Raw genomic sequence first — 18066 nt, 5'->3', positions numbered from 1 at the left:
ACTTCCTTTATAATGTTTCTTTGTAGATCATTTATTGAAGTTGAGTTATGCACCACAGCAGAGGAAAATCCAAAAACAGTAAGACAGCGAATGCGCCTAAGCAAAAGATCAGCTATGAGAAAAAAGTTGATTCTGCCATTACTGAATATTCCGTGCGTTCACTCAACTGGTTACGCCAAGCCGAATTCTTGATGAGTGCGCCTAAGCTCAACCTGTGTGTAGAAGACACAGGTTATGAAATTGCTTTTGCCGGTCGTTCAAATGCCGGTAAATCCAGTGCCATCAATGCTTTAACTAATCAAAAACAATTGGCGCGTGCATCGAAAAAGCCGGGTCGTACCCAGATGATCAACTTCTTCAGTTTGGGTAATCCGGATCAGCGTCTGGTCGATTTGCCCGGTTATGGTTATGCCGCCGTACCTGAAGCTATGAAAATTGTTTGGCAAAAAGAACTGGAAAATTATCTGATTCATCGGCAAAGCCTGCAAGGTTTGGTGCTGCTCATGGATATCCGCCATCCGTTGCAACACTTTGACGTAATGATGCTGGAATGGGCATATTCACGTCATTTATTCGTCCATGTCCTGTTAACCAAATCAGATAAACTTAACCGTGGTCCTGCCTCTAAAGTGCTGCAAGAAGTGCAACAGCAATTGAAAAAAATGAAACTGGACTTCTCCATTCAATTGTTCTCATCCATGAACAAACAAGGTTTGGAAGAACTTGCCAGTGTCATGGGTGGCCGTCTGAATTTCACCTTGGAACAAGCGACCAAATTCGATTTAGATAGTATTCCTGAAGCGGATGCCGATGATCTGGATGAACCGGTAGAATCGATGTATGCAGATGATGAAGCAGAGATTGAAATTGCCGAAGATGCTACCGATGAAAGTAGACAAGCTGACTAATATCGGTTGTCTGACAAAAATTATCATCTTTTGATATTTGAATGCCCTCTATTGCTAAGCACAATGGAGGGCATTTTTTTATACTGCTCCTAAGTGGATGTGATCATGATCACAGACAAAATAAGAACAACATGATGAAGCTTTTATGGTGATTGAAAAAGTCTAAAATTGGATCTTTAATTGATTACCAAATCAAGCCGCGTAAAGTCAAATTTGAATGGTAACCGACACCTCTCGACTGGATTCCAAATCAACCCTTTGTCAGTTATTTCGTCAATGAAATTAATATGATTTTACCTGCCGGTGAATTCTGGTTCCGCTGTCTGTATAACCTAAAGTCTTGCCGCAAATTAGCGATAAAAAACTCAAACAGGATGTTAAAGCTTTTATCCGTCAGGAAGCCAGGCAGGCACATGCCTCAGCGAATAAAGAATATCTCTCGGTACGCAGCATTAATGTAGAGCGCAAGTATTTAATGCCCTAGTACGATCCTGTGCATGAAGCCAAAACTGAAGATGCGCTTGCCTATTTAGATCACTCACCTGCTGCAAAACGCGCAGCACTGAAAGTCGCTTAAGGCAATCACAAAAATACCGGACCGTAGGGCTTTATGCCCTATTTTTATTTGCACTACAATCAATCCAGATAATAAAAATGCTGCGGATAAAAGATGAAGCCCTCTATTTTTGTTATCACTTTTGCCGTCAAGGATTTGGAGCAGTCACTGAAGTTTTATTGTCAAGGTTTAGCTTACATAACGAAGGTATTTCTGGGTCAACACTATGACTCGGGTGCAGTCGCTTTTATACACCTGCAATCAGATTTAAAACTCGCCTTATAGCCGCAACAGAGTATTCAGCATGCTACCCCTCTGGAACTAAGTGCAATCTGTCCGATCCAAATGACCCTTGGATATAAGGTCTTTAGTCCATGAGAAGTCGATCAAGTCATGGCGCAAGCAGCTTGTGCAGGTGTTCAAATTATTAAACCTGCACAAGCCAACTTTCCCGGTGGAGATGCAGGTGATTTTCAAGATCCCAATGAACATGTTGGGAAGTAGCATGGAATCCAGACTGGGGAAATGATCAAGTTGGAATTTCATCATCACGGGTGTGACGGTCAACCACCACACTAATCATCATATCGCCTTGCACGTTAACCACAGTACGTACGGTATCCAGTAAACGGTCAATCGGCAATAAAATGGCAATGGCTTCCGCCGGCAGACCGACTGACTGCAATACCATAATCATGGTCACCATGCCTGCACTTGGAATACCCGGTGCACCTAAGGAGGCAATCATGGCGGTCAAACAAACAATAAGCTGTTGTCCAATACTTAAATCCAGCCCCATCAGGTTAGCAATAAATAAAGCCGCAGCAGCTTCATAAAGTGCTGTGCCATCCATATTCAGCTGTGTTCCCAAGGGAATGACGAAACCGGCCGTTGCCGGACGTACCCCCAAGTTCTCTTGAGCACACTTCATGGAAAGTGGCAGAGTGGCCGAACTGGAACTGGTGGCAAAAGCAGTAATCAAGGCTGTGCGTGTGCCTTTAAAAAAAGTGATCGGATCCATCTTGCCAAAAATCCACAGTAGTAGCGGTAAAACCACGGCACCGTGAAAAATAGTGGTTCCGGTCACCACAGCAGCAAATTCCATCAGACGGTTCAGTACAGAAATATCTTCGGTTGAAATGAGTTTTGCCAGCAGAGCAAAAATACCGATCGGTGCCAGTCGCATCACCCAGATGATCATGAACATCATTATGTCGAAAAACTGCTGACTGACTTGACGTACGGTTTTGAAACGCTCGCCACCATGCACCAAAGCTACACCAATAAATAAAGCAAACAGCACCACAGCCAGAACATTACCTTCAGAAAAAGCTTTAAAAGGATTGATGAGGGTATTTTGAATAAAATTGGTGAAAAATGACGTTGCCGTTAAAGTGTCTGGGGTTTGATGGCTATTCATTGCATCCTGAAACAGGGCAATGTCTACGCCCTTTCCAACATCAAACAGATGCGCACAACTGATCCCGAGAATTAAAGCCAAAGTGGTGGTCGTGACGCAGCAGGCCAAGGTGATTTTCCAGACTTTGCCTAATTGCCCACCCGCTTGTAAATTGGAGACGCCCACTACAATTGAACTAAAAATAAGGGGAATTAACAGCATCTTCAATAAGCCAATAAAAATACTGCTGGCAATTCCCAAACCATACAAACTGGCATCAAAAAATGCAGTGTCGGGATAAAGATTCAGAATAAGACCGAAAGCCACGCCTAAAATTGCAGCAATCAAAATTTGGGTATTTAAGCTCATCTCTACATGCTTTTATTGTTAAGTCTTGCAGGCACTATGCCATGCCTTATTTTTAGAATCGAGAAACTTTTTGTCACACGTTCAGCATAAATATGCAAAAGCAGAATTTAGACTTTATCTGGATCTGCAACGACTTGCCGAATAAAGGACATAAAATCTGCTTTTGAATCAGGACTCCTCTACCAATAATTAAAAGAGTACCCATATGAAAAAAATAATTCTTCTCGCCGCGCTCATTTTCAGTATAGGAAACAGCTTGTGCTCATTCCAGTCATGGCTGTCATAAAGATGTGTGGAAGATATTCCGCACTGCCACTAAAATAACATCATAAAAAAATATGATTGGTTATTGAGTTTCAATTTCGCGGATACGAATTAGGCCTTCTTGAGTGGTACTGCACACCAGCTCACCGTTTTGCCACATGCGACCGAAATTCAGGCCACGCGAACTCGCACTTACCGTAGCATCCATGTCGTATAGCATCCATTCATCGACACGGAATGGCTTATGGAAATACATGGCATGGTCAATACTGGCACATTGTAAACTTGGCGATAAATAACTTAAACCGTGCGGACGTAGCGCTGTGGTCATTAAAGTATAGTCTGAATAAAATGCAGCAATGGCCTGATGTAAAGAAAGCTCGTCAATTTCTGGCGCGATTTTATCATGCGTGCGTAAATAGTGCGCATAAGATGGCGCTTCAGGTTGGGGTTGAAATGGATTGCTTGGATCAATCGGACGGATATCAATGTGACGATCGCGCATGAAGCTGGCACGCACATTTTCCGGCACAAATTCCACAAACATTTTTTTCAGTTCAGCTTCTGATTTGACCTGTTCTGGCGCCGGATATTCAGGTTCACTGATCTGGTAATTTAACCCCTCTTCTGGATAAGCAAAAGAAATCATCGCGGTAAAAATGGTACGACCATGTTGAATGGCATTAACCTGGCGACTGACAAAGCTTTTCCCATCCCGCAAACGGTCAACTTGATACAGAATAGGTGCATTGATATCACCGCCATACAAGAAATAGGCATGTAATGAATGTGCAGGACGATCGGTGGTATACGAAGCGGCACGTAATGCCTGCCCTAGCACCTGACCACCGAAGACACGTTTTCCCACCAAGTTGCGGCTAATGCCTCGGTAGATATTTTCTTCAATTTTTTCAAGGCTAAGTAATTCAACCAGTTCTTGGGTTAACGCATTCATAAACGACCTATTTTGCTGGGGATACCTGAAATGTAGGCGAAAAATTTAAATCAATCAGATAAACTATTGCAGCTATTTTGCCATAAATCCAGACCAAAACCCTAGATTAAGACTGACTGGTCTGTCAGATTATTTTTGCTTCAAAATGGCTAAAAATACGATTTTTAACGATAAAATTTAACACTCGATATGCATTTTGTCAGAAAATGACATACTGTTTTAAATTACAATGAAGCATAACAATTTCCCCCTCAGAAAATCTGTGGTTTCGGTCATTTAAGTAGGAGTGTATATGTCCAAGAGTGGCTTTGGTCAAATGTATCGTCAGCTTTCAAGTAAGCTGCTTGACCTCGTGGTAACCCCACATGTTCTTGGTGAGGTTCCTACTGAACCGACAACTACAGAAGTAAATGCGATAACAGAGCAACCGGTTACGCAGAAAATCATCTGTTATGTGCTACAAAATTACTCGCGCAGCAATGCACTGATTGTCGATGGTGAAACACGACGGCTCAAACTTCCTGCTGCCTTAGACCCCTTAATGGTCGGGAATCATAAAGAAAAAGCATCGGTGCTGTTCTTGCAGCATCACAATGAAAACAATTTACTCAATCCACCGCCCCATGCTTTTCCGCCCCGTTTACTCCGCTTAATTGATCTTTTAGAACATCATCCTGAAGTGGATATTGAACTGATTCCAGTGACTGTACTGTGGGGACGTTCGCCAGATAAAGAAGATTCCTGGTTCAAGCTTCTGTTTACCGATACCTGGGCCACTCCAGGTACAATCAAGCAATTGGTCAATATTGGCTTGCATGGTCGTCAGTCTTATCTGGAATTCCATCAGGGACAATCCTTGCGTGGGCTAATCGACTTTGCCCAAAAGACCCATCCCAACTTGTCGCCTGCGACCTATATTCTCAATACGCTGAATAACTATTTAGACGGTCAGCGTGAAGTTGTGCTCGGGCCTGACCTGTCAGACCGTCGTAATGTGATGCATTCACTGATCAAATCGACGGATGTACAAGAAGCCATTCGCCGTGAAAGTATCCGCAGTAAAGTCAGCATGATTGAATCTGAACGTCGTGCAATTGCTTATTTAAACGAAATTGTCTCTGATTATTCACATTCTGCAGTGCATTTTGCCGATATGGCGCTGACCCGTTTATGGACGCAGCTGTATGACGGCGTAGAAGTCCATAACTTTAGTACCGTGCGTGAACTTGCCAAAGACTACGAAATTATCTATACCCCGTGTCACCGCAGTCACATTGACTATTTATTGCTGTCTTATGTGATTTACAAGCGCGGCATGATGGTGCCGTACATCGCTGCGGGTGATAACCTGAATATGCCGTTTGTAGGTCAATTACTCCGGGGTGGCGGTGCATTCTTTATTCGCCGCACCTTCCGTGGCAATGGCTTATATACCACGGTATTCAAAGAATACCTGTTCAGCATTTTGTCACGTAATACGCCACTGGAATATTTTATTGAAGGTGGCCGCTCACGTACAGGGCGTTTGTTGCCAGCCAAAACCGGTATGCTCGCAATGACAGTCCATAGTCATTTACGTGGTCGATCAAAACCAATCGTGTTTTTGCCGACTTATATTGGTTATGAACGCCTGATGGAAGGTTCAACCTATGTCGGTGAAATGCAAGGCAAGCCGAAAGAATCTGAATCGATTATTGGTATTTTAAAAACCTTGCGTAAAATCGAGCGCATTTTCGGTAAAGTCCATGTCAACTTTGGTGAACCGGTATTTTTAGATGACATGCTGAAAAAACACGGTGCAGATCAGATCAAGATTGAAAAGAATGATGATCCCCTTCCGCAAGAAGTGTCGGATGCAGTCAGCAGTTCAGCGCATGCGATTTTAGAAAATATTAACCGTGCCGTAGTAATTAACCCGGTTTCACTGCTTTCTCTGATTCTACTGGCAACACCAAAACATACTTTGGATGAAGAGATCTGCATTAAACAACTCGATGCATATCGCAAGCTGGTCGCTGCCTTGCCTTATGACGAACGTACACAAGTTACACCGCTTTCAGGCAAAGAAATTATTGCCTACGGTTTAAAACTGAAACTGATTAAACGCATCAAACATGTGTTGGGCGATATTATTGCGATTGAAGACAATCAAGCGGTTTTACTGACTTACTTCCGCAATAACATTCTGCATGCCTTTGTATTGCCGTCTTTAATTGCTGCTTTGGTTGAGCATAACGGTTTAATTCGCCGTGGTGATTTGATTAATGTGATTCGTACGCTCTATCCCTTCTTAAAAGCAGAATTGTTCTTAAAATGGCAAGATGATGAGTTGAAAGATCAAATCTGTGCCTATGTCGAAGCCTTAATTCAAGCCAAACTGATTTTTGAAGATATTGAAGGTAATCTGGTTTCGCCTGCACCTAATTCAGAAGACCATAACCAGCTGGTGGTTTTGGCTGCCCCTGTGATGCAAAGTCTTGAGCGTTATTACATGACTCTGGCTCTGATCACGCAGCGTGGTTCAGGCAACATTTCAACCCGTCAGGTTGAAGAGCTCAGTCATTTGGTCGGTCAACGTCTATCGGTGTTGTATGAGTTCAACTCACCTGAATTCTTTGATAAAGCCCTGTTCCAAAGCTTTATTAAAGTACTGACCCAACAGGGCTATATCCGTAACAATGAAGACAACGCCATTGTGTTTGATGAGAACTTCAAAAATGTTGCGCAGTACGCCAACCTGGTTCTGGATGACGTGACTTTGCAAATGCTGCAGCACATTACCACCTTTAGCGATGAAGAGTTAAAAGAAGCATTGGATGCAGTTGCGGCTCAACAAGCGAAGCGTCGTTTAAAACGTAAAAAGAAGTAGCGCCTTAATAGTTCCCTCTCCTTCAAGGAGAGGAGAACCCTGAGAATATATTCTAAGTTCGCAAGGGAGAGGTTAATTATAACAACCTCATCCCAACCTTCTCCCAGAGGGAGAAGGAGCGTCATTTATTTCCTAGCATCTGCAAATAATCCCCAAAACAGTCTGCATGTTCCAGCTCAAATCCTGTTTTAGCCATCCGCGTTGCATACATTCTTTTTCCTGACAGCTCTTCAGTTTCTAAAACCAGTTTAGGTAAATTCAGCTGCCGTTGAAACCATTGAATCACTTCATGTAAAGCAATCGGTTGGTTATTGCTGACTATATAGCAATGATCTGGATGTTCCACGTGAATCAATTGCGCCAGAAATCGGGCTAAATCATCAATATGAATACGGTTGCTATAGTGAACTTTGGCATAACTTTGAGTGATTTCAGCCAGCTTGATCATGCGGGCAACGGATGTACCATAAATGCCGGTGGGACGAATGATGATGCATTGATTGGGACAAGCCTGCTGATACAGCTGCTCCATCTTTAAGAGTAATTGGCCTTGTTCATCTATTGGCTGAATGAATGAATCATCATCAACCCGCTCGCCTTTATTTTCACCATACACACGGGTAGATGACACCACGACAATCTTTTGAACTGGATGAGGGTTTAATGCGGCGACAATGGGGGCAATAGAGTCGATATAGGTTCGCTGATACCCGTCAATCGTGCTTTGTGAAGGTGACAGCAGAACATAAACCCAATCAATAGCGGAAATATTGGCTAAATCCAGGTGATGAACATCCTGAATCAGATGCGTCGCAAATTGATCCGTTTTCGGACTTTGGCTAATTGTGGTAATTTGGTGGCCTTGCTCAAATAACTGTTTGGCAACGCGCTGAGATGTTTTACCATAACCAATAAATAATATATGCATTAAACACCTGATTACATAACCGAAGTTGAGGGTAAATGGCCGCTGTCCATCAATTGCAAGGGGTAGGAAATGCCTCTGCTGCTTTACTGGAAAAACTGAATATTTTCAGCACAGATGATTTACTTTTTCATCTGCCACGTGATTATGAAGATCGTAGCACGATCATCGCCATGAACCAATTGATCGTGGGGCGCAGCTATTTGCTAGAAGGCGTGGTCAAAGGTGTAGATTTTCCACCCGGTAAGCGCAAATCTATGGCGGTGCTGCTAGAAGATGATTTCGGCAAAGTCACCTTGCGTTTTTACCATGTCTATAAAGCCCTGACCGATCGTGCCAAACCCGGCAATCAACTGCGCATCTTTGGTGAAGTTCGTGTCGGTGCACGCGGTTTAGAGCTTTATCATCCAGAAATTCAGCTGATCACCGAACATACCCCCTTACCCAAAACTGAACTGACCGCGATTTATCCGGCTACTGACGGTTTAACTCAAGCCAAAATCCGTGACTATGTCAAACAGGCCCTGAAACAGCATAGTGATGACCTGCCTGAATTATTGCCGGAAAAATTTACCAATGGTTATGCGCTGAAACAAGCACTGGAATATATTCATGAACCGCCATTAAATGCCAATATGTTGCAACTGGCACAAGGCTCACATCCTGCCCAGCAGCGTTTAATTTTTGAAGAACTGGTCGCCCATCAGATTAGTCTGCTTTCACGCCGGGCGTATATTCAGCAAATTGAAGCACCGTCTTTTTCACCAAGTAAAAACTTTGCCAAACAGTTATTGGGCAGCTTGCCTTTTAGTCTGACCGGTGCACAAAAACGTGTCTCCAAAGAAATTGTGCAGGACTTAAAACAAAACAAACCGATGCTGCGTTTAGTTCAGGGTGATGTCGGTGCAGGTAAAACTTTGGTGGCTGGTGTTGCAGCCTGTCATGCATTGGAAGAAGGTTGGCAAGTAGCGCTAATGGCACCGACTGAAATCTTAGCAGAGCAACATTATTTAAATTTTAAAAAATGGTTTGAACCCCTTGGCTTAACTGTGTCATGGCTTTCCGGGAAACAAAAAGGTAAAGCTCGCGCAGCAGCAGAACAAGGCATCAAAGAAGGTTCTGCCAATTTAGTCGTCGGTACCCATGCCCTGTTTCAGGAAAATGTCGGTTTCGCCAAACTCGGTTTGGTAATTATTGATGAACAGCATCGCTTTGGAGTCGATCAACGGCTGGCCTTACGTAATAAAGGGGCCAACAATATGACACCGCATCAACTGGTGATGACGGCCACCCCGATTCCACGCACACTGGCAATGTCTGCTTACGGCGATTTGGATACCTCGGTGATTGATGAACTTCCCCCGGGTCGTACCCCAATTCAAACCGTCACCATTCCTTTAGACCGCCGTGAAGAAGTGTTAAATCGGGTTACCACTAACTGTGCTGAAGGCAAACAGGCTTATTGGGTGTGTACCTTGGTGGAACAATCGGAAACCTTGGATGCTCAAGCGGCTGAAGCCACTTATCAGGAAATTAAAGAGCGCTTTCCACACATCAATATTGGTCTGGTGCATGGCAAAATGAAAGCCGATGAAAAACAGTCGGTGATGCAACAATTTAAAGATAATCAGCTGCAACTATTGATTGCCACCACAGTCATTGAAGTCGGGGTCGATGTGCCGAATGCCTCGATTATGGTGATTGAAAATGCTGAACGATTAGGTCTTTCTCAGCTACATCAATTACGTGGACGGGTTGGCCGTGGTGCCACAGCCAGTTTCTGTGCCCTGCTGTATAAAAGCCCGTTATCACAAAATGGACAGGAACGCTTACGTATTTTGCGGGAAAGTAATGATGGTTTTGTGATTGCAGAAAAAGATCTGGAAATTCGCGGTCCGGGTGAGCTACTTGGCACCAAGCAAACCGGTGACATGGGTTTTCGGGTTGCCAAGCTTGAACGAGACGATCATCTGCTGAGTCAAGCGCATTATGTTGCACAGCAAATTCTCAAAGATTATCCGGAAAATGCCAAAGCTTTACTCAAACGCTGGTTGCCTGAAGCACCACGCTATGCATATGTGTAGAGAATCTACTTTAAAACAATAGATTCAATAAGGAATATAAAAATAAAAGATTTACTCAGATAGTTATGATCAAGTCGACAGCATGGATGCTGTCCTGACCAGAGTCGCTATACGCTTTGCAGATTTTAAAATGAGTGATTAAATCCATTTAAAAACTCTTGAGCCTTCATCCACGTTGTGTAAAATTAACGCTAAATAAAAAGAAGAATCAAACCATGCTGCAATTCATTAATCCATTATTCCGCAAAATAATCCAAGGCATTGCATCTTGCACACTATGTGGAATTGACCGGAACCACCAACATTCACTCTGTAAAGATTGCTGGCAACAATTGCCGTGGTCTAAAAGTACGGTTCAGCGACAGGAAATGAATATTCAAGTGGCTTGTCATTATGACTATCCGATTGATCGCATCATTCAAAAATTTAAATATGAACAACACCTACATTTTCAAAACCTGCTTGCCGGCACATTAATCGAACTTCACCTACCCAAAATTCAGGCTATTGTCCCGATGCCGATATCAACACAACGACTGCTGGAACGCGGCTACAATCAGTCTCTGGTGCTGGCTAAAATTATGGCCAAACAAATCAATGTTCCGGTCTGGCAACCTGTCAGCCGTTTACAGCAGTATTCACAAAAAGGTTTAAGCCGGCTAGAACGTCTTGATAATATTGAACAACAGTTTCAGATCAACTCCACATCAAAACTTCGTTACCGCCGTGTGCTTATTTTAGATGACGTGGTGACCACAGGCAGCTCTATCCATGCATTAAAACAAAAGCTTGAACAACTGGGTTGTCATAAAATTTATGCAGCGTGTATCGCAAGTGCCGAAACTTAAAGATTGCTTCCTTTTTTAAAAGACAAGTAAAAAGGTAAACCTTGCTTTAGTCCCTATCTAAGAAATCGCACTTTCTGTTAAAAACTGCTGCACCCACGGCATCACAATTTCTGTGGTTAAAGGCGCAAGTTTAGTTTGCTGATCCTCTACATCAACCCACTTCATCTCTGCAATTTCTGCATCAATTTTCGGCGCATCCTCCAAAGTCACTCTATAGACATAACTTACCAATAAATGATCAGGTTCATTGGCAGTGGCCGTTTCAAAACGCCCGACAAATTGCTCAATCGATGCCTGACAACCGATTTCTTCCTGAATTTCACGCAACATGGTGTGTTCAGGAAGTTCATTCGGTTCAAGCTTGCCACCTACCTGCATAAAACACGAGGTATTCTGTTTACGTACCACTAAAAGCTGGTGCTGATCATTTAAAATAATGGCGGCTGCCACGGTAATCACTTTCATCTTTATTTCACCAATTCTTGCTGATCGACCATACCCCATTTCGGTTGCGGGGCCTGAAAAGCATCAAATTGCAGTAAAATATCTTCGATAGAATCTGAAGCAATAATACTGTCGGTAAAGCGTGAATGAGTAAAACCTTTTACCGTGGTCAACTGGATAAATTTCAGCAAATCATCATAAAAACCCTCTACATTTAAAAATGCACATGGCTTTAAATGAATGCCTAACTGCGCCCAAGTCCATTGCTCAAAGATTTCTTCCAGCGTTCCTGCACCACCCGGTAAAGCTATAAATGCATCGGACAATTCCGACATCTTGGTTTTACGTTCATGCATATTGGTAACCACATGCAACTCGGTTAAATGTGGATGTGCAAGCTCCCTGTCAACCAATGCATTTGGAATCACACCGATGACTTTACCGCCCGCCTGTAAAGCACTATCGGCAACAATACCCATCAAGCCTGAACGACCACCGCCATACACCAGTGTTTTGCCTTGCTTGGCAATTGTTTGACCTACTTTCTGTGCAGTGTCTAAAAAAATAGTATCTGTCCCCACTGCTGAACCACAAAAAATTGCGATTGAATTCGTCATTTTTTCACCATGTTTTGAAGATGCTATACTAATAAGTTAAATTTTCAGGAGATTTTTAATAAAAAAGTGATTCAAGCAGTGTTTTTATTCAATTCCTTGTCTAAAATACACCCATTGATTAACCTATACTGCGCAGGGAAAAGACAGCATGCTTGAAGCCTTTTACGCCACAGAGCGCGGTAGTTTGGAAGATGCCACCATTAATGGGGGCTTTGATCTTCACCCAGATTTGGTGTGGATTGATTTAATTGCACCCTCACAAGAAGAACAACAGTGGGTCTTGGATGCCTATGACCAGAATCTCCCCACGCTAAAATCATTAGAAGACATTTCCTCATCAGCACGATTTTACCGTGATGATGACGGTATTTTACATATCAGCACCTACTTTTTAACGAAAAATAAAAACTTTCAGGTCGATGGGGAAACAGATGACGATTCAAGTATTTTAGCCACCGTACAAACCGTTGCATTTATTCTGCATAAACAGCACCTGTTTACCTTGCGTGGTGAAAAACTGGTTGCATTCCGTGCCTTTCGTGCCCGTGCACGTCGTAATGATTATGAAATTGACTATAAAGATCCCACCTGGGTATTACTGGGTCTGCTTGAAGCCAAACTGGATGAGCTTGCGGATATCCTGGAAGATGTTCACAAAGACCTGGAAAAATATTCCACCGAAGTATTGAATAACCGCCATCGTGAACAAATACTCGATTTGGATGACATGATTACCCGCTTGGCCCAATTAGAAGACATGCTTGGAAAAGCACAATTATGTTTAATCGATTTACGCCGTGTGCTGACGTTCTTGTCCCGCCCACGTGCTTTGGGCAGCCATATTTACGATGCCGATATTCGAGAACTGAGTGAAGACGTGCGCTCCCTTGTGGAACATGATGCATTCTTATTCCAAAAAGTACGATTCTTACTCGATACCACCTCCGGATTCATTAACACTGAACAGAACGATACGATTCGTCGATTCTCGATTTTGCCCAGTATGCTCGCGCCTCCCATGCTGATTGCGAGTATTTATGGCATGAATACCGATGTACTGCCTTTTGCCAAAGGAACAAGCAGCTTCATTATGGTCGGTATTATTTTGCTCGCTTTCTTCATTGGTCCATTGATTTATTTCCGCTGGAAAAAATGGATTTAAGCGAGCTTTAAAGCACTGCTTTTAGAGCGAAGCACAAGAACTGCTGATAAATACCTATTTACAGACAATAAAAAAGCACCTTACGGTGCTTTTTTATCTCTCAGTATTCAGGCAATCAATTGCAGGTCATTTTGTAAATGACAGGCTTGAATAATTTTCAGCATTTTTTCAGGTACAGCTTTAAACTGGATGCCTTGTGCTTTCGGAGTCTGGCGCAACCAGCGCACCAATACTGCCAAAGCCAAGGTACTACCCTGCTCTAACTGGGCCAAATTCACTACTACCGGAAACTGATTTTGAGATTGAATCAGTTTTAAACCCTGCTGATAATAGCTTTCAGCATTGAGATAATCTATTTTTCCAGAAACCTGTAATTCCTGATAAATGAATTCAATCACCGAACACCTACTCAATTATTTCTTATTAACAGCTACTTCTGCATCTGGCTGGAAGTTTGCAATCGCTTTATCCAAACTACCACCATTACGTTTTACGGTCGCAGCAAACTGATTGCGGAACTGCAAACCTAAATCAATGCCCGATACATTAATATTGCGGATTTTCCATTGATTGCCTTTATCCACCAATTGGAAAGATACAGGAATTTTTTCACCTTTGTTATTAAAGTCCATTGTCACCACAGGGTTTTTACTGTTGGTCTCTTTATATGGACGAAGGCTATAAGACTGATTTGAGAACTTAGCAAACGCGCTACCGTAGTTTTCAATTAAAGTTTCACGGAAGTTACGTTCAAACTGAGCACGCTGAGCAGCAGTACTATATTGATTGGTCGCATATGTCCCCATCACAATACGGGTAAATGCTTGTGAATCAATATAAGGGTCAAGATTTTGACGTACAATCGTTTTCACTGCAGCTGGATTATTTTGCAATTTAGCTTGATCCGCTTTCAAGCGTGAAATCAGACCATCTGCAACTTTTTTAACAAAAGTAGGTGGAGCTTCCGCCGGTACTGCAAATGCAGTAGTCGCCATCATTGTTGATAAAATACTAGCCGTAAGTACATGTTTAACTAAAGTATTCATTAAAACTTCCTCTCCAAATTATTCAACAAAGGATGCTTCTGCATCTGCCGATTCACCTGATATTTTTGCATCTGTCGCTTTTTCTGATGATTTACCCGCACCACCAGTAATAAACTTACTAATCAAATCTTCAAGGTCCATGGTGCCTTGTGTATTGGCAATACTTTCACCACGTTTCACGTAGTTCAAACCACCGCCTGGAACCACTTTCAAATATTTTTCACCCAATAAACCATTGGTTGCGACCATAATATAAGCATCTTCATCAATACTGGTGATGGAGCTCATGTTATCAACGAGTTGTTTTTCCATTTCTTTTTGTTGTGCAGGCGTTGCTTCAGTATATTCAGTGCTATAGCGCAGTTCGTCTAAAGCATTGGCTTTAACCGTTTTAAGCTGCTCTTTATTGAATGAAGTCAGCTTGCCATCGAGTTCAAAATGAACGGTGGCTAAACGTGAGACCGGATCAAGAGTAATATCGGTGACACGACCAATCGTTACCCCACTCATGGTGACTTTAGCACGCGGCTTTAAACCATTTACATTGTCAAATTGTGCAGTCATATCATAAGCATCACGTAAATTGGTGCCAGACAATCCACTCACTTTCATGGCCAAGAAAAATAACGCCACACCGAAGATAATGACAAAAATACCGACGGTCAGCTCACTTGTACGTGATTTCATTGAACCCCTCCAAACATGACCGCAGTCAACACGAAATCAAAACCTAATACACACAATGACGAATAAACCACTGTACGGGTTGTAGATGTTGCAATCCCTTCAGATGTCGGCTCACAGGCATAACCTTGATACACCGCAATCCAGGTACAAATCAGGGCAAAAACTATACTTTTGATAATACCATTGACCACATCATGTCCAAACTGAACGGAACTTTGCATACCGCTCCAATAAGAACCTTCATCAACACCTAAAAAATCGACCCCGACCATTTTACCACCCAAAATACCAATGGCTGCAAAAATCACGGTCAGCATGGGTAAACTGACAACACCTGCCCACAAACGTGGTGAAACAATACGTTTTAGCGGATCGACCCCAATCATTTCCATGCTGGAAAGTTGCTCTGTGGCTTTCATTAGGCCAATTTCAGCGGTCAGTGCCGAACCGGCGCGCCCCGCAAACAACAAGGCTGCAACGACTGGTGCAAGTTCACGTAATAACGTCAGCGACACCATCGTTCCAAGCATTGCTTCAGAACCGACATTCACCAAAATGGAATAGCCTTGCAAACCCAGCACCAAGCCAATAAACAGACCAGACACACCAATGATCAATAATGACATGACCCCAATACGGTGCATTTGATAGATAAACAGCGTTACGCCTAATCTGGTCGGCATGGAAAATAAAATTTGCAGCAACATCACCGTTGCCACACCAATACCACGTACACGTTCAATAACGCGTCTACCTAATAAGGCAATGGCATTCATGAACGTACCTCATCACTTAAATAAGCTTGATGGCTAAATTGATAATCGACCGGACCATCTATTGAACCGGTGAGAAATTGACGCACAAAAGGTGAAGCATGTTCTCTGAGTTCAGCAGGCGTGCCTTCCCCCTGAATCTTGCCCTCTGCCACCACATAAATATAGTCAGCAATCGACAACGTCTCTGCCACATCATGCGAGACAATAATGGTGGTTAAGTCCAGAGCTTCACGTAGCGAACGGATTAAACGGCTCAAAACCCCCATCACAATCGGATCTTGGCCCGCGAATGGCTCATCATACATAATCAGTTCTGGATCAAGCGCAATGGCACGTGCCAGTGCGACACGACGGTTCATCCCACCCGACAGCTCGGACGGCATCAGCTGTTCTGCACCGCGCAAACCCACAGACTCTAATTTTAATGCCACAATTTCAGCGATTAGGTGTTCAGGCAACCTGGTATGGGCCCGAAGTGGAAATGCCACATTTTCATAAGTGGTCATATCGGTAAATAGCGCCCCGCTTTGGAACAGCATTCCCATACGCGCCCGTGCAGCAAACAGGTCAGACCGCGACATTGTGGCAATATCTTTTCCATCGAGTAGAATTTGGCCTTGGTCTGGAACCAGCTGCCCACCAATCAGACGCAGCAAGGTAGTTTTACCTGTACCTGAAGGTCCCATAATGGCAGTGATTTGACCCCGACGAATCGTTAGACTGATATTGTCATAAATGATACGTTCCCCTCGTTTAAAGCTCAGATTTTTAATCTCAATCAAAGAATGAGATTGAGAGGGTATTGGCTTATTCATAGCTGAGCGTTTTCCTACATTTTTTCAGCATCCATACTATAAAGGATTAAAGCTTAAAATGTCACTTTTAGATAAAAGGCGATGAATCCAGTGAAGTTTCTAATGAATTTAATTGTAATTTTATTTTTTATAAAAACCAGCTATAAAAACAGGACGCTGTGTTACAGAAACACGTTATAGATATAGTACCCAATATTACCTAACAATAAGGCCAAACCAATATAAGGCATAATCACCTCTTGATTAAAATTTTGAATATGATGCACAGATTGATTGTTCATATTTAACGATTTTAAAACAAAACATGATTGAGTATACATTTTTATCTTATAAGATCAAATATTAATCCATAAAAAAACCGGTGTTTCCACCGGTTTTTTCTATCTAAATTTAACGAGTAAATTAGTCGTTAAATTTACGACGTGGACGTTCTTCGCCACCAAAAGCTGGACGTTCAGTACGTGGTTTGTCATCAAAGCTACGACGTGGACGATCTTCGCCACCGAAAGTACGCTTAGGACGATCATCGCTGAAAGAACGTTGTGGACGATCACCGAAACCGCCTTCACGACGTGGAGCCGGACGATCACCGTAGTCACGACGTGGAGCTGGACGATCCCCTTCACGACGTGGAGCTGGACGATCACCTTCACGAGCTGGTTTGTAATCTACACGATTACCACGGTTGTCATCAGCCGTACGTGGTTTGTCACCAAACGAACGTTGTGGACGATCACCGAAACCACCTTCGCGACGTGGCGCTGGACGATCATCGAAAGAACGTTGTGGACGATCACCAAAACCGCCTTCACGACGTGGAGCTGGACGATCACCGAAATCACGTTTTGGACGGTCATCGAAAGAACGTTGTGGACGATCACCAAAACCGCCTTCACGACGTGGAGCTGGACGATCACCGAAATCACGCTTAGGACGATCATCGCCATAAGAAGGACGTTCGCCACGTGGTTTGTCATCGAAACTACGTTGTGGACGATCGCCACGTGGTTTGTCATCGAAGCTACGTTGTGGACGATCACCGCCACGAGCGCCATCACGACCACCGCTGAAACCGCCACCGCTACGACCGCCGCCATCACGACCACGACCACCGCCGAAACCGCCACGACCGCCATCACGACCACGACCAGCGCCATCACGAGCACCGCGTGCAGGAGGTGGAGATGGCTCAAGACCTTCAATTTCAGACACGTTTAAACGTGCATCTAGGAAGTCTTCAAGCGCACGGATCTTACCGCGTTCACGGTAAGTCGCCAGAGTAATTGCATTACCTGTACGACCGGCACGACCTGTACGACCGATACGGTGTACATAGTCTTCG

The 18066-nt window shown here is 43.3% G+C and carries 15 protein-coding genes and 2 pseudogenes; 6 read left to right on the top strand and 11 right to left on the bottom strand.

What is annotated here, in order from left to right:
- The first annotated feature begins 47 nt into the window (after window positions 1-47).
- Together yihA and E0H80_RS14445 are read left to right on the top strand one after the other, a co-directional pair.
- Window positions 48-908 (top strand): ribosome biogenesis GTP-binding protein YihA/YsxC, encoded by an 861-nt coding sequence (gene yihA, locus E0H80_RS14450; RefSeq protein ID WP_131366908.1) that lies wholly within the window; start codon window positions 48-50, stop codon window positions 906-908.
- A gap of 152 nt (window positions 909-1060) precedes the next feature.
- A pseudogene (locus E0H80_RS14445) lies at window positions 1061-1374 on the top strand (metal-dependent hydrolase); the annotation flags it as partial.
- 619 nt (window positions 1375-1993) lie between these two features.
- Here the strand turns inward: E0H80_RS14445 and E0H80_RS14435 are convergent.
- Together E0H80_RS14435 and E0H80_RS14430 are read right to left on the bottom strand one after the other, a co-directional pair.
- Window positions 1994-3232, bottom strand: a complete 1239-nt coding sequence (locus E0H80_RS14435) for a dicarboxylate/amino acid:cation symporter (protein ID WP_131366906.1) — start codon at window positions 3230-3232, stop codon at window positions 1994-1996.
- Between the two features lie 346 nt (window positions 3233-3578).
- Window positions 3579-4451, bottom strand: coding sequence for an acyl-CoA thioesterase (locus E0H80_RS14430; protein ID WP_067868620.1), 873 nt, complete (start codon window positions 4449-4451; stop codon window positions 3579-3581).
- 292 nt (window positions 4452-4743) lie between these two features.
- On the opposite strand from E0H80_RS14430, the gene plsB reads away from it, so the two are divergent.
- On the top strand, window positions 4744-7320 hold the full coding sequence (gene plsB / locus E0H80_RS14425) for a glycerol-3-phosphate 1-O-acyltransferase PlsB (protein ID WP_131366904.1): 2577 nt from the start codon (window positions 4744-4746) through the stop codon (window positions 7318-7320).
- Between the two features lie 121 nt (window positions 7321-7441).
- Here plsB and E0H80_RS14420 read toward each other — a convergent pair whose 3' ends face one another.
- On the bottom strand, window positions 7442-8248 hold the full coding sequence (locus E0H80_RS14420) for an NAD-dependent epimerase/dehydratase family protein (RefSeq protein ID WP_131366902.1): 807 nt from the start codon (window positions 8246-8248) through the stop codon (window positions 7442-7444).
- A gap of 35 nt (window positions 8249-8283) precedes the next feature.
- Here E0H80_RS14420 and recG point away from each other — a divergent pair, with 35 nt between their 5' ends.
- The gene (gene recG / locus E0H80_RS14415; protein ID WP_131366900.1) at window positions 8284-10329 is read left to right on the top strand and encodes an ATP-dependent DNA helicase RecG; all 2046 of its coding nucleotides are present in this window, start codon (window positions 8284-8286) and stop codon (window positions 10327-10329) included.
- 215 nt (window positions 10330-10544) lie between these two features.
- On the top strand, window positions 10545-11177 hold the full coding sequence (locus tag E0H80_RS14410; RefSeq protein ID WP_131366898.1) for a ComF family protein: 633 nt from the start codon (window positions 10545-10547) through the stop codon (window positions 11175-11177).
- Between the two features lie 57 nt (window positions 11178-11234).
- On the opposite strand, the gene E0H80_RS14405 is transcribed toward E0H80_RS14410, so the two are convergent.
- Together E0H80_RS14405 and E0H80_RS14400 are read right to left on the bottom strand one after the other, a co-directional pair.
- Complete coding sequence (locus E0H80_RS14405; protein ID WP_131366896.1) at window positions 11235-11642, bottom strand: NUDIX hydrolase; 408 nt, start codon at window positions 11640-11642, stop codon at window positions 11235-11237.
- 2 nt (window positions 11643-11644) lie between these two features.
- Window positions 11645-12238, bottom strand: coding sequence for a TIGR00730 family Rossman fold protein (locus tag E0H80_RS14400; protein WP_131366894.1), 594 nt, complete (start codon window positions 12236-12238; stop codon window positions 11645-11647).
- Window positions 12239-12386: 148 nt separating this feature from the next.
- Here E0H80_RS14400 and E0H80_RS14395 point away from each other — a divergent pair, with 148 nt between their 5' ends.
- Window positions 12387-13400 carry a CorA family divalent cation transporter gene (locus E0H80_RS14395; RefSeq protein ID WP_131366892.1) on the top strand — a complete coding sequence of 338 codons (1014 nt, stop codon included), beginning with the start codon at window positions 12387-12389 and terminating at the stop codon, window positions 13398-13400.
- Window positions 13401-13507: 107 nt separating this feature from the next.
- Here the strand turns inward: E0H80_RS14395 and E0H80_RS14390 are convergent, their stop codons facing one another.
- The 6 genes and pseudogenes from E0H80_RS14390 to E0H80_RS14365 all read right to left on the bottom strand — a co-directional run.
- Window positions 13508-13798, bottom strand: coding sequence for an STAS domain-containing protein (locus E0H80_RS14390; protein ID WP_131366889.1), 291 nt, complete (start codon window positions 13796-13798; stop codon window positions 13508-13510).
- Between the two features lie 15 nt (window positions 13799-13813).
- Window positions 13814-14446: an MlaC/ttg2D family ABC transporter substrate-binding protein gene (locus E0H80_RS14385; RefSeq protein ID WP_131366887.1), complete on the bottom strand. Its 633-nt coding sequence runs from the start codon at window positions 14444-14446 to the stop codon at window positions 13814-13816.
- Window positions 14447-14464: 18 nt separating this feature from the next.
- Window positions 14465-15133: an outer membrane lipid asymmetry maintenance protein MlaD gene (locus E0H80_RS14380; RefSeq protein ID WP_131366885.1), complete on the bottom strand. Its 669-nt coding sequence runs from the start codon at window positions 15131-15133 to the stop codon at window positions 14465-14467.
- A complete protein-coding gene (mlaE, locus tag E0H80_RS14375) occupies window positions 15130-15909 on the bottom strand; it encodes a lipid asymmetry maintenance ABC transporter permease subunit MlaE (RefSeq protein WP_131366883.1) in 780 nt (259 codons plus the stop codon). Before mlaE ends, E0H80_RS14380 begins: the two co-directional genes overlap by 4 nt.
- A complete protein-coding gene (locus E0H80_RS14370; RefSeq protein WP_131366881.1) occupies window positions 15906-16724 on the bottom strand; it encodes an ABC transporter ATP-binding protein in 819 nt (272 codons plus the stop codon). The genes mlaE and E0H80_RS14370 overlap by 4 nt, the downstream gene beginning before the upstream one ends.
- A gap of 402 nt (window positions 16725-17126) precedes the next feature.
- Window positions 17127-18066: pseudogene (locus E0H80_RS14365) on the bottom strand (DEAD/DEAH box helicase); the annotation flags it as partial.

Source organism: Acinetobacter sp. ANC 4779 (assembly GCF_004331055.1).
In the GTDB taxonomy this organism is placed as follows: Bacteria; Pseudomonadota; Gammaproteobacteria; order Pseudomonadales; family Moraxellaceae; genus Acinetobacter.
This window is presented reverse-complemented; position numbering and strand designations above follow the sequence as displayed.